The 12,143-nt window shown below is 70.4% G+C and carries 9 protein-coding genes and 3 pseudogenes; 6 read left to right on the top strand and 6 right to left on the bottom strand.

What is annotated here, in order from left to right; all coding sequences use genetic code 11:
- The first annotated feature begins 297 nt into the window (after window positions 1-297).
- The 3 genes from IEX31_RS16135 to IEX31_RS16130 all read left to right on the top strand — a co-directional run bounded on the left by IEX31_RS16135 (window position 298) and on the right by IEX31_RS16130 (window position 2,216).
- Window positions 298-1,437: a bifunctional 2-methylcitrate synthase/citrate synthase gene (locus IEX31_RS16135; RefSeq protein ID WP_188744425.1), complete on the top strand. Its 1,140-nt coding sequence runs from the start codon at window positions 298-300 to the stop codon at window positions 1,435-1,437.
- A gap of 3 nt (window positions 1,438-1,440) precedes the next feature.
- The gene (locus IEX31_RS19340) at window positions 1,441-1,572 is read left to right on the top strand and encodes a hypothetical protein (RefSeq protein WP_268237005.1); all 132 of its coding nucleotides are present in this window, start codon (window positions 1,441-1,443) and stop codon (window positions 1,570-1,572) included.
- A gap of 86 nt (window positions 1,573-1,658) precedes the next feature.
- A complete protein-coding gene (locus IEX31_RS16130; protein WP_308423554.1) occupies window positions 1,659-2,216 on the top strand; it encodes a thioesterase family protein in 558 nt (185 codons plus the stop codon).
- A 63-nt stretch (window positions 2,217-2,279) separates the two neighbouring features.
- Here IEX31_RS16130 and IEX31_RS16125 read toward each other — a convergent pair whose 3' ends face one another.
- A complete protein-coding gene (locus tag IEX31_RS16125) occupies window positions 2,280-3,389 on the bottom strand; it encodes an AI-2E family transporter (RefSeq protein WP_188744423.1) in 1,110 nt (369 codons plus the stop codon).
- Window positions 3,390-3,469: 80 nt separating this feature from the next.
- Window positions 3,470-3,979: an SRPBCC domain-containing protein gene (locus IEX31_RS16120; protein WP_188744422.1), complete on the bottom strand. Its 510-nt coding sequence runs from the start codon at window positions 3,977-3,979 to the stop codon at window positions 3,470-3,472.
- A gap of 82 nt (window positions 3,980-4,061) precedes the next feature.
- Between IEX31_RS16120 and IEX31_RS16115 the strand changes: the two genes are divergently transcribed.
- Window positions 4,062-4,430 (top strand): hypothetical protein, encoded by a 369-nt coding sequence (locus IEX31_RS16115; protein WP_188744421.1) that lies wholly within the window; start codon window positions 4,062-4,064, stop codon window positions 4,428-4,430.
- Between the two features lie 28 nt (window positions 4,431-4,458).
- Window positions 4,459-4,686 carry a hypothetical protein gene (locus tag IEX31_RS16110; protein ID WP_188744420.1) on the top strand — a complete coding sequence of 76 codons (228 nt, stop codon included), beginning with the start codon at window positions 4,459-4,461 and terminating at the stop codon, window positions 4,684-4,686.
- Between the two features lie 26 nt (window positions 4,687-4,712).
- On the opposite strand, the gene IEX31_RS16105 is transcribed toward IEX31_RS16110, so the two are convergent.
- The 4 genes and pseudogenes from IEX31_RS16105 to IEX31_RS19085 all read right to left on the bottom strand — a co-directional run.
- Window positions 4,713-6,410: a phytoene desaturase family protein gene (locus IEX31_RS16105; protein ID WP_188744419.1), complete on the bottom strand. Its 1,698-nt coding sequence runs from the start codon at window positions 6,408-6,410 to the stop codon at window positions 4,713-4,715.
- Between the two features lie 197 nt (window positions 6,411-6,607).
- Window positions 6,608-7,265, bottom strand: a pseudogene (locus tag IEX31_RS16100) (ABC transporter permease); the annotation flags it as partial.
- Between the two features lie 174 nt (window positions 7,266-7,439).
- Window positions 7,440-7,861: pseudogene (locus IEX31_RS16095) on the bottom strand (ATP-binding cassette domain-containing protein); the annotation flags it as partial.
- Window positions 7,862-8,088: 227 nt separating this feature from the next.
- Window positions 8,089-8,265: pseudogene (locus tag IEX31_RS19085) on the bottom strand (helix-turn-helix domain-containing protein); the annotation flags it as partial.
- Between the two features lie 156 nt (window positions 8,266-8,421).
- On the opposite strand from IEX31_RS19085, the gene IEX31_RS16085 reads away from it, so the two are divergent.
- Complete coding sequence (locus tag IEX31_RS16085) at window positions 8,422-12,072, top strand: proline dehydrogenase family protein (RefSeq protein ID WP_188744417.1); 3,651 nt, start codon at window positions 8,422-8,424, stop codon at window positions 12,070-12,072.
- Window positions 12,073-12,143: the final 71 nt, after the last annotated feature.

Genomic DNA, 12,143 nt, shown 5'->3' with positions numbered 1-12,143 from the left:
GGAATGGGTGCTCGAGGAGGCCGAGATCGAGCGGTTCCTCGAACTCGCGCAGCGCCTGCCCGAGCTCGGCCCCGAGGAGCTCGGCGGCCTCACCATCACGGCGGCACCCGGCGTGCTCGCCCAGGTAGACGCGCCCGTCGGCATCTTCTGAGCCGCTTCGCGGGTTGAGGAGGGCGCTCGGCGCCGGCGCGCCTCCTCAACCCGCTGGGTGTGTGCGCCTCGCTCGCCGGAGGCGGGTGCCCGTAGGCTGGGGGAGCGGTCGCGCCGCAGCGCCCGCACCGAGCCGCGAGGAGAACGATGAGCGATCAGCAGCAGGGGGCAGCCCCGGCCATCTACAAGGGGCTGACGGGCGTGCCGGTCGACTACACGGCCATCTCGAAGGTCAACCCCGAGACCAATTCGCTGCTCTACCGCGGCTACCCGGTGCAGGAGCTCGCGGCATCCGTCACCTTCGAGGAGGTCGCCTACCTGCTCTGGTACGGCGAGCTTCCCGATGACGCACAGCTCGCGGCATTCGAGGAGCGCGAGCGCGCGCTTCGCGGCCTCGACCACGAGGTGAAGCGCGTCATCGACGAGCTGCCGCTCACCGCGCATCCGATGGACGTCGTGCGCACCGCCGTCAGCGTGATCGGGGCATCCGACCCCGGCGCCGACGACGCCAGCCCCGAGGCCAACCTCGACAAGGCGATCCGCCTGTTCGCGAAGCTCCCGTCGATCGTCTGCTACGACCAGCGCCGACACCGTGAACTCGAGTTCGTCGAGCCACGCGACGACCTCGGGTACTCGGCCAACTTCCTGTGGCAGGCGTTCGGCGAGGCCCCTGAGCTGGCGGTCGTGAACGCCTTCGACGTGTCGATGATCCTGTACGCCGAGCACTCGTTCAACGCGTCGACGTTCGCAGCGCGCGTCATCACGTCGACGATGTCCGACCTGTACTCGGCCGTCACGGGTGCGATCGGTGCGCTCAAGGGGCCGCTGCACGGCGGTGCGAACGAGGCCGTCATGCACGCCTTCGCCGAGATCGGCACCGCGGATGCCGCGGCCGGGTGGCTCGACGCAGCACTGGCCGAGAAGCGCAAGATCATGGGCTTCGGCCACCGCGTGTACAAGAACGGCGATTCGCGCGTGCCCACCATGCGCGACGCGCTCGAGCGCATGGTCGAGCACTACGAGCGTCCCGACCTGATGCGCCTGTACATCGCCCTCGAGGAGGCGATGGCCGAGCGCAAGGGCATCAAGCCGAACCTCGACTACCCGGCGGGTCCGACGTACCACCTCATGGGCTTCGACACCGAGACGTTCACGCCGCTGTTCGTCGCGAGCCGGGTCACCGGGTGGACGGCGCACATCATGGAGCAGAACGCGGCCAACGCGCTCATCCGGCCGCTCTCGGTCTACAACGGCCCCGACGAACGGCACGTGCCCGTGCGGGGGTGATGCATGGCGCGGAGCCCTCCCGTCGAGCTCGAGCTGCTCCGGGTCGAGCGCGGCGCCCGCGCCACCCACCTGCGCTATCGCGTCGTCCGCCACGACCCCCGCCGGTCGGGGCTTCGCGCATCCGCACAATCCTGACCCCGCGCGCTCGTCCGTCGACTGTCGCGTGCCACCAAGGTGTGAGGATCGACCGCGATCCGGGCATACAGTCGTGGGTTATGCACATGTTGTTCCGCACGCTGCTGCATCTGCTGTTCCTGTCACGCCGCAAGCCAGACCTCGGATACCGGGAAGTTGCGCGCACGAGGTTCATCACCCTGCCGACCGACCTCGACATCAACCGGCACATGAACAACGGCGTGTACTTCTCGATCATGGACGTCGCGCGCTTCGACATGCTCGTGCGCAACGGGGTGTGGAAGATGATGCTCGACAAGAGCTGGTACCCCGTGGTCGCGAGCGAGACGATCACGTTCCGCAAGTCGCTCGGCCTCTGGGACCGGTTCACGATCGAGTCCCGCCTCGTCGGCCACGACGACAAGGCCGTGTACATGGAGCAGCGCTTCGTGCGGCCCGACGCGAAGGGCGAACCCGAGATCTATGCGACGGGGTTCATCCGCGCGCGCTTCCTGAGGCGCGTCGGCGGTACGGTGCCGATGTCCGAGATCGTCGAGGCGCTCGGCGTCACCGACGCGCACGGCATCCCCGAGTGGCTCGAGCGGTGGGGCACGGACGTCGCGCTGCCCGCGACGCGCGCGGAGGCGCCGTCGGTCTGGCCCTGAGCGCATGGCAGCGGACCCGGTCTCGAGACGGCCCTGGCGGGCCTCCTCGACCGGCGGCGGATCCTAGGATCGCGCCTTCCAGGGCACGACGACCTCCTTGATGATGAGCAGGATGCCGGCGGCGACGGGGATCGCGACGAGCGCCCCGGGCAGGCCCGCGAGCGTACCGCCCGCGAGCGCGGCGATCAGAACGATCGAGCCGGGCACCTGCACGGCGCGGCTCATGACTCTCGGCGTGAGCACGTAGGCCTCGACCTGCATGTAGACGAGCATCGCGATCAGCACGATGAGGGCCGCCAGCGGTGACACGAACAGCGAGATCACCGACATGAACACGGTCGTGAGCACGGTACCGATGAGCGGGATGAGCGTGATGAAGAACGCCGCAACCGAGATGACGAGCGCGAACGGCACGCGCACGAGCGAGAGCAGGATGAGGCTGTAGAGCGCGTTGAAGAAGGCGAGCACGACCATGCCGCTGAGGTACCGGCCCACGTTCTGCATGATGCGCTCGGCGTAGTCGACGACTCGCGCGCGATGCGAGGCCGAGACGAGGCTGTAGATGGCGGCCTTCGAGGAGTCGAGCGTGGCCGTGAAGTAGATGGTCAGGACGAAGATGAAGAACCCGGTCGAGATGCCGCCGACGATCGCGACGCCGATGTTCAGCGCCCCGCCGCCGACAGTGGCCCAGAAGTTCGGGTCGCTGATGGTCGTGGTGATCCATGCGTAGACGGTGCCGAGGCTCCCGCCGGTGCCCGACTGCGCCTCCTGGAACCAGTCCTGCGCCTGCAGGTCCTGGTACATGGCGGGCAGCGACTGGATGAACGACGTCGCCTGCGTGATGACGAGCGGGAGCACGATCCAGAGCAGTCCAGCGATCACGAGCACGAACAGGATGATCACGGTCAGGATCGCGACGCCTCGCGGCATGCCGCGCCGCTCGAACCAGCGTACGAGCGGGTCGAGTCCGAGGGTGACGAAGACCGCGGCGAACACTGAGAACACGACGCTCGAGATGCTCGCCACCGCCGAGGCGAGGCCGAGCGCGAGGAGCACGCCGAGGGCCGCGATGAACGCCCACACGAACGGGCGATTCGCCATGAGGTTGGCGTTGCGCTCGCGCATGCTCGGTCTTGCGTCGACCTCGCGGGCCCGCCGTTCGATGCTCTTCACGGCGTCAGTCTAGGGCTGGGGATGTCGCGGGCCGGGCCGCCCGCCCGCCCGCGTCGCACCGCTCGGGCCGGGGACCCGCGTCAGCTGCGTGCCGCGTCGGGAACGTGCAGTCCCCGGTAGTAGTTGGTGAACGCCGGGTAGTACGTCTCCCATTCAGGCATCGTGCGCCCGGCGTGCGCGGCGACGAGTCGGTCGAGGTAGTAGTCCCAGCCGGGGCCCATGCTCGCGGCATCCGCAGCGCTCTGCAATCGGCTTCCGAACGTGAGGGTCGTCATGCCACCGCCCTCGACGAGGTGGCAGTACACCCGCATCGGTGCGGCGCCCTCGCGGGAGTCGGCCATGAACCGGTGCGGCGGCCGGCAGTCGAGGATCGACACGTTCTGCCAGTCGCCGCCCTCCTCGAACGACATGCGGAACTTCACGCCACCCGTTGCGGGGCTGCCTGTGTACGTGCCGATCCACGCCTGCATGGCCGTGGGATTCGTGAGGGTATACCACACCTCCTCGATGGGCGCGTGGAACAGTCGGTCGAATTGCAGGTAGAGCCCGTCAGGCTTCAACGTGTAGTGGCCGGTCGGTTTCGCGGTCATCATCGCCCCCTGCTCGTCGTGCTCTCAGGCTAATGCGGCGACTCGCCTATCTCCAGCCGACAGGCCTCAGTAGAGTTGCCGCATGAGTTCCAGGGGAGGGCAACGCGTGGGAAATGACGCAACGGTGGATGTCACCGAGGGCAAGTCCGGATTGTGGGGGGCGCTGGCGGGCCTGATCGTCGCCGCGCTGATCGCCGTTCCGCTGTCGGCGTCGTTCGCGTTCGCCACGCATCCGACGACGCAGCAGCTCTTCGCCGGCCGCCTCGAGGATGCATCGACCGGCGGATACGCCGCATTCTGGTGGGTCGTCACGCTGCTGCTCGCCGCGCTGCCGTTCCTCGTCGGCTTCGGCGTCGCGAAGCTGTCGGTGCGCTCGCTCACGATCGTCGGCGCCATCGTCGCGCTGTTCGTCATCGCGATCATGGTGCTGGGGCAGCTGTTCGTCTTCTGATCGCGTTCGCGTTTCGGAGGGGGGCGTGATGCAGGTACCGAAGCCGTCCGATGCCGCGAGAGACCTGTTCGCCTCGGTGATGCCGGACGACCCTCGCGTCGTCGTGAAGCCGATGTTCGGCAACCTCGGTGCGTTCGTGAACGGCAGCGTGTTCGGTGGGCTGTTCGGCGAGCGCGCGGGGGTGCGGGCCGTCGACGAGGTCGCGGCGCTACCGCCGAAGCCGACGGCCCCGAAGTCCCCGAGGCTCGGGCGTTGAACCGAGGCTCGCTTCGCGCGGGAGGCTCAGGCGACGACGGATGCCTCGAGCACGGCCATCGCGGCGTTGTGCCCGCCGATTCCGCTCACGGCCCCGCCGCGCACGGCGCCCGAGCCGCAGCGGAGGATCCGCGGATGCCGCGTCGCCACGCCCCAGCGCTCGGCGGGGCTCGCGAGCGACGCGTCGTCCTCGGCCCACGGCCACGAGAGCGGCCCGTGGAAGATGTTGCCGCCCGGCATGCGCAGCGCCTCCTCGAGGTCGAGGGTGGTCTTCGTCTCGATGCAGGGGCGGCCAGCGGCATCCGTTGCGATGACCTGCTCGATGGGCTCGGCGAGCACCGAGTTCAGCGACGCGAGCACCGCCGCCTGCAACTGCGAACGCAGCTCGTCGTTGCTGAAGCGCTCGAGCAGGCGGTGCGGCACGTGCAGGCCGAACACCGTGAGGGTGTGCGCACCGGACGCCGCGAGCTCGGGCGAGAGGATCGACGGGTCGCTGAGCGTGTGACAGTAGATCTCGCAGGGCAACGGCGAGGGGATGCCGCCGCGGGCGGCGGTCGCGTACGCGCTGCTCAGCTGCGACTCGAGTTCGTTGATGTGGAACGTTCCGGCGAACGCCGCCTCGGGTGCGACGGAGGCGTCGCGCAGCCGCGGCAACCGCGTGAGAAGCAGGTTGACCTTCACCTGGGCGCCCTCGGGCGCTGCGAGCTGACGAAGCCGCTCGCGCACCACCGGGGGCACGTCGAGCGGGCCATCCGGTGAGAACGGCGGCTGGTCGCGGGGGGCGATCGCGCTCGAAGCTGCGCGTGCGTCGGCATCCGCCGTGCCGACCGCGAGGAGTCGATCGAGCACCGCGGGCGCGACGTTCGAGAGCAGCGTGCCCGCCGTGACCTCGTGCTCGCCCTCGCCCTCGCCGAGGCGGTACCGCACTCGGCCGTCGGGGTCGACCGCGAGCACCTCGGCGCCCGTGATGAGCTCGGCGCCCGCCTCTCGAGCCGCGCGCGTGAGCTCGCCGCTCACGGCGCCCATGCCGCCGATGGGCACGTCCCAGTCGCCGGTACCGCCGCCGATGACGTGGTAGAGGAAGCATCGATTGGCGTCGAGCGCCGGGTCGTCGAGGTCGGTGAACGTGCCGATGAGCCCGTCGGTCGCGACGACGCCGCGCACGAGGTCGCTCGTGAAGCGAGCGTCGATCGTTCTGCCGAGCGGCTCGTCGATGAATGAGGCCCAGACGGCGTCGTCGCCGACGAGTGCCCGTGCCTCGGCGCGGGTCGGCAGCGGTTCGGTGAGGGTCGGGAAGAGCGTCTCGGCGAGGCGTGCGGTGTCGGCGTAGAAGTCGTTCCAGGCGTCGGCGTCGCCCTCGGCGCCCACGCGGGCGAACGCGGCGACGAGCGAGCCCATCGAATCCGGCCCGGCGCCGGCCTCGCGGTCGATGAGCAGGCCGCGCTCGGGGTCGACCGGGTCGGGGGTGTACGAGGAGTAGCGGCGGCGCACCAGCCGCACGTCGAGGCCGAGGTCGTCGATGATCCGCTTCGGGAGCAGGCTCACGAGGTACGAGTATCTGGAGAGGCGCGCGTCGACGCCCTCGAAGGCATCGGCCGAGACCGCGGCGCCGCCGAGGTGGTCGTCGCGTTCGAGCAGGAGCACGTCGAGGCCGGCGCGGGCGAGGTAGGCGGCGGCAGTGAGACCGTTGTGTCCGCCACCGATGATCACGACGTCGTGGGGCATCCCACGAGCGTAGACGAACGAGGGCGAGCGGATGTCGCATCCGCTCGCCCTCGCTCGTGTGCGATTCAGGTGCGCACCGGGTGTCGCGCCCGAACCGCCGGCGTGTCATGGCGACTCGCCGACGGTGCGCCTGAATTGCGCACAGGTGAGACCCGTCAGCGGGCTCGCTTCATCGCCCGAACGCCGACCACGATGCCGACCTGCATCCACGCGGGGCCGTCCTCGAGCGGCAGCAGCATGCCCGAGAGGATCATGAGCGGGAACAGCAGCGTCTGGCGCACCATCCAGAACATCCAGTCGCGGTTGCGTCGGGCGAGCGCGAGCGAGTGGCTCAGGGCGCCGAAGCCGATGCCGAAGACGGCGAGCACCGCGAGGCCGGCGATGAGCCCGGGCACGTCGAGCGAGAAGCCGAACGGCAGGGCGACGAGCACGACGATCGTGCTCTGGATGACGAGCGGCACGAGCTCCTTCAGCGCCCGCCCGACGAGCAGGGCGCTGCGGGAGAGCGGTGCCACGAGGGTGCGTTCGTGCGAGCCGGTCTGCATCTCGAAGAGCAGGTTCGCGCCCGTCGATGCCGTGCCGAACAGCGCGACCATCACGAGGATGACGGGCACGAACCACTGCAGGGTTCCGGCCATGTCGCCGCCCGCCGCGCCGACCAGCAGCGGGCCGAACAGTCCGAGGAAGACCAGCGGCTGCACGAGCGAGAAGATGACGCTGAACGGGTCGCGCACGAGCGGCCGCGACTCGCGCGAAGATCGCGGCGGTGTCGCGTGCGAAGCCGGTCGGGCGGGCGGATGCCACGGGCCGTTCGCCTGCGTCGACGCGTGCTGCCGTGGGGGTGATCGTGTTCATGAGGAGTCCTTCGGGTCATGAGAACAGGAGTTCTCGTGTTGGCGTGGGTGTGTGGTGCCTGTTTTCGGGGTCGGGCCGGCGTGTCGTCCTGTCTTCGGGATACGACTTTCGGGATACGACCGATGTGCTGGTCTCGATACGGTCGCCTCGCGACCTACTCGACCGGTGGGGAGGGTGCTCCCACAGGTTCGCCCGGCTGTGCGGGTCGAGGCCCGTCGACGGCTCGTCGAGGAACAGCAGCTCGGGGCGGTGGATGAGGCCGAGTGCGATGTCGAGCCGGCGCTTCTGGCCGCCAGAGAGCGACTGCACCTGCCGATCGGCGACCTGCGTGAGTTCGAGCGACTCGATGAGCTCCTCGGCGCGCGCCCGCGTCTCGCGGCGGCCCAGGTGCCCTGGCCGACGTAGCCGATGCGGCGACGCACGCCGGCCGGGTCGTGACGGATGTCGCAGCCGGTGACCGTGGCCTCACCCGACGTGGGCGGCAGCAGTGTGGTGAGCATGCGGAGGGTCGTCGACTTGCCGGCGCCGTTCGGGCCGAGGAAGGCGACGAGTTCGCCGGCGGCCACGGAGAGGTCGACGGCGCGGACTACACGGATGCCGCGGGCGAGGCCACGGCGCGCGTCGTCGAACCGTACCGGCTCGTGCCCGTGGCCCGCCGCTGGTACCTGCTCGCCTGGGATCGTCAGCGCGACGACTGGCGCACCTTCCGGCTGGATCGCATCGCCGACGTCTTCCCGACCCGCGTGCGCTTCGAGCCGCGGCCCATGTCGGACGAGGGCGCCCGCACGCGCGTCGAGCGCGCCCTGCGCTATCGCGAGCGTACGGTGAGTTGCACGCGCCGCCCCACCTGCACGAGGAGCGGCACGCCCGCCTCGCGCTCGAGCAGGCTGAGCTGCTGCGACACCGACGACGGACTGTAGGACAGCGCCTCAGCGACGGCGGCGAGCGTGCCGCGCCGGCTCAGTTCCACGAGCAGGCGCAGTCGTCGCACGTCGATCACGGCGGGCCTCCGGCATCCGTTCGCTTCATTCGGTTCCTCCGAACAGTATGCGTCGGATTCATCCGCTGTACCGAATGGATGTCGCCGCGCACACTGGAATCGACAGGCGCGCGACACCCGGGCGCGCCCGGAGCAACGGAGACTACCCTCGTGACCATGTCGAACGCCGCAACGGACGCACGACCGAACACCGATCACGTCGTCGCCCTCGTGCGCCGCTGGCTCGCCGAGAGCGCCGACCACCCCGCGGAGCCCGCCGCAGAGCGGCTCGCGGGAGTGCTGAAGGACCCGAACGGGCTCGCCTTCACGGTCGGGTTCGTCGACGGCGTCATGCGCCCCGAGGACCTCTTCGTGGCCGGTCGCAACCTCGAGCAGGTCGCCAGGATCACGCCGACGTTCCTGCCCTGGTACCTGAAGGCGGCGATCCGCGTGGGCGGCGTCGTCGCGCCCGTGCTGCCCTGGGTCGTCATCCCGATCGCCAGGCGCGTGCTCCGCTCGATGGTCGGCCATCTCGTGCTCGACGCGACGCCCGAGAAGCTCGGCCCTGCGATCGCGACGCTGCGCGAATCGGGCAACCGCCTGAACCTCAACCTCTTGGGCGAGGCCGTGCTGGGCGAGGACGAGGCCGACCGGCGCCTGCGCGGCACCTATGAGTTCCTCGCGCGCGACGACGTCGACTACGTGTCGATCAAGGTGTCGAGCGTCGTCAGCCAGCTGTCGATGTGGTCGTTCGACGAGGCCGTGCAGCGGGTCGTGACCAAGCTCACCCCGCTCTACGAGCTCGCGGCGGCGAGCCCGACGCCGAAGTTCATCAACCTCGACATGGAGGAGTACCGCGACCTCGACCTCACGATCGCGGTGTTCACTACCCTCCTCGGCCTGCCGCGGCTGCGCGGCCTCGAGGCAGGAATCGTGCTGCAGACCTACCTGCCCGACGCGCTCGGCGCGATGCAGGAGCTCACGGCATGGGCGACCGAGCGGCGCCGCGCAGGTGGTGCGCCCATCAAGGTGCGCGTCGTGAAGGGCGCGAACCTCGCGATGGAGCAGGTCGACGCCGCGATCCACGGGTGGCCGCTCGCGACCTACGGCACGAAGCAGGACTCCGACACCAACTACAAGCGCGTGCTCAGCTGGTCGATGACGCCCGAGCGCACCGACGCCGTGAAGCTTGGAGTCGCCGGCCACAACCTTTTCGACATCGCCCACGCGTGGCTCATGGCCAAGGAACGTGGCGTCGAGTGGCGCGTCGACTTCGAGATGCTGCTCGGCATGGCGACCGGACAGGCCGAGGCGGTGCGCCGCGACGTCGGCAATCTGTTGCTCTACACGCCCGTCGTGAACCCGAGCGAGTTCGACGTGGCGATCGCGTACCTCATCCGCCGGCTCGAGGAGAACGCCAGCCAGGACAACTTCATGTCCGCCGTGTTCGAGCTCGGCAGCGACGAGCGCCTCTTCGAGCGCGAGCGCGCCCGCTACGAGCGATCGCTCGCCGCACTCGCCGCGCTCGCCGCGCTCGAGACGGATGCGGCGGATGCCCCGGTGCCGACGCCGAACCGCACGCAGAATCGCCGCACCGAGTGGAGCGAGGAATCGTTCGCCGCCGCCATGGCCGCGCCCGACGCTCCAGCGCCCGGCGCCGACCTCGAGGACGACGCGTCGCTCACGAGCGTCGTGCTCGAGATCACGCGCGGCAGCGAGGGCGCCGGGCTCTTCGAGCACGCGGATGCCGCGGCATCCGTTCACCCGGTGCCGGCGGGCCCAGGCGCGACGCCGGGCTTCCGCAACGAGCCCGACACCGACCCCGCGCTCGCCGCCAATCGCGAGTGGGGTCGCCGCATCCTCGCGCGCGTGCCCGACTCGCGGCTCGGAATCGACACCATCGCCGGCGCGCGGGTCGACGGCGCCGCCATGCTCGAGTCGATCATCCACACCGTCGCCGCGCGCGGTCGCGCCTGGGGTGAGCTGCCCGGTTCCGAGCGCGCCGCGGTGCTGCATCGTGCGGGCCTCGCGCTCGCCGCGAATCGCGACCGGCTCATCGAGGTCATGGCCGCCGAGACCGGCAAGACCATCGCCGAGGCCGACCCCGAGGTGAGCGAGGCCATCGACTTCGCGCACTACTACGCAGAGCGCGCCCGCGAACTCGACCACGTGCGGGGCGCCGTGTTCGTGCCGGCCCGCCTGACCGTCGTCACCCCGCCGTGGAACTTCCCCGTCGCGATCCCCGCGGGCGGTGTGCTGGCCGCGCTCGCCGCGGGCTCGGGCGTCATCATCAAGCCCGCGAAGCTCGCCCAGCGTTCGGGCGCCGTCATGGTCGAGGTGCTGTGGGAGGCGGGTGTGCCCCGCGAGCTCCTCGCCCTCGTCGACCTCGGCGAGCGCGAGCTCGGCCGGCAGCTCGTCGCGCACCCCGCAGTGGACCGCGTCATCCTCACGGGCGCGTACGAGACGGCGCAGCTGTTCCGCTCGTTCCGCAACGACCTGCCCCTGCTCGCCGAGACCAGCGGAAAGAACGCGATCATCGTGACGCCGTCGGCCGACCTCGACCTCGCGGCATCCGACGTCGTGAAGAGCGCCTTCGGCCACGCCGGCCAGAAGTGCTCGGCCGCATCGCTCGTGATCCTCGTGGGCTCGGTGGCACGGTCGGAGCGGTTCCGCCGCCAGCTCGTCGACGCCGCCAGGTCGCTGCGCGTCGGCTGGCCCGAGCACCCGCAGAGCCAGATGGGCCCGATCGTCGAGCCCGCGGACGGCAAGCTCCTGCACGCGCTCACGCAGCTCGGCATCGACGAGGAGTGGCTGGTCGAGCCGAGGCAGCTCGACGCCGCGGGCCGGCTCTGGTCGCCCGGCATCCGCGCCGGCGTGGCCGCGGGCTCGTACTTCCACCTCACCGAGTTCTTCGGCCCCGTGCTCGGCGTCATGCACGCGAGGGACCTCGACGAGGCCATCCGCATGCAGAACGCCGTCGACTACGGCCTCACGGCGGGGCTGCACTCGCTCGACCCCGACGAGATCGCGACCTGGCTCGACCTCGTCGAGGCCGGGAACCTCTACGTCAACCGCGGGATCACGGGCGCCATCGTGCAGCGCCAGCCGTTCGGCGGCTGGAAGCGCTCGGCCGTGGGCGCGGGTGCGAAGGCCGGCGGACCGAACTACCTCCTCGGCCTGGGCGAGTGGCTGCCGAAGCATGACGCGTCGTCGTCGGGCACGCTGCACCTGCGCGGCCTCGAGCGCCGGGTCAGCGAGTTCATCGAGGCGTCGCAGCCGTCGCTCGACTACGAGACCTTCGAGGTGCTGCGGCGCTCGGCACTCTCCGACCAGCTCATCTGGACCGAGGAGTACGGCGCGGTGAAGGATGTCTCGGGCGTCGGCGTCGAGCGCAACCTGTTCCGGTACCGGCCGGTGCCCGTGACGATCCGCATCGAAGAGTCCTCGACGCTCGCGGAGGGGCTGCGTGTCATCGCGGCGGGCCTGCTCGCGAAGTCGCCGCTCTCGGTGTCGACCGCCGTCGAGCTGCCGAAGGGCGTGCGCGGCATCCTCGCCGCGCGCGACGTGCGCGTCATCCGCGAGGGCGACGCCGCCTGGCTCGGCCGCGCCGCGAACGGCGGGATCACGACCCCCCGCGTGCGGCTCGTCGGCGGCGGCGCGACCGCGTTGGCCTCCGCCACCGGTGGGAGTCCGGATGTCGCGGTGTGGTCGCATCCCGCGACGCCGTCGGGTCGCGTGGAACTGCTGCCGTTCCTGCACGAGCAGGCGATCTCGATCACGAACCACCGGTTCGGCAACCCGACGACGATCTCGGAGGGCGTCATCTGACGTTCGTCGGTCGAGGAGCGACGAAGGTCGTGGGTTGAGGAGCGAGCGCAGCGAGCGTGTCGAAACCCACG

Origin of the sequence: Agromyces bauzanensis (assembly GCF_014645655.1) — a bacterium.
Taxonomy (GTDB): domain Bacteria; phylum Actinomycetota; class Actinomycetes; order Actinomycetales; family Microbacteriaceae; genus Agromyces; species Agromyces bauzanensis.
This window is presented reverse-complemented; position numbering and strand designations above follow the sequence as displayed.